This is a genomic window from Acinetobacter sp. 2JN-4 (assembly GCF_003687745.1).
GTDB classification, from domain to species: domain Bacteria; phylum Pseudomonadota; class Gammaproteobacteria; order Pseudomonadales; family Moraxellaceae; genus Acinetobacter; species Acinetobacter halotolerans.
Window position 1 is genome coordinate 1 of record NZ_RDNY01000030.1, and the last position, 408, is coordinate 408.

Here is a 408-nt window from a genome sequence, read left to right on the forward strand (position 1 = left end):
GATGTTGAAGCACATAAAACAGGCTTTTTACAATTCCTGCGCAAAGGTAATGACGATGGGCTTGCTGATCTTCAAAAAAAGGCAATTCAAATTGGTGTAGATGCAGATGGTGGTTATGCCGTACCAGAGGAACTAGACCGAACAATTTTACAGTTGCTTCATGATGAAAGTCCAATGCGTAAAGTGTGTAATCAAATCACCGTAAGTACATCTGACTATAAAAAATTAGTCAGTTTGGGTGGCGCGGGTAGTGGTTGGGTTGGTGAAACAGCCGCACGTCCTGAAACAGGTACACCAACATTAAAACAAATTATGGCTACCATGGGGGAGATTTACGCTAATCCACAAGCCACACAAACCTCACTAGATGATGTTTTCTTTAATGTTGAGACATGGCTACAAGATGAA

Annotated in this window: 1 protein-coding gene; it reads left to right on the forward strand. The window is 41.4% G+C overall.

From position 1 onward, the window contains the following. The coding region (locus EAH57_RS15835) for a phage major capsid protein (RefSeq protein WP_121930878.1) at window positions 1–408 on the forward strand (408 nt) is incomplete at both ends.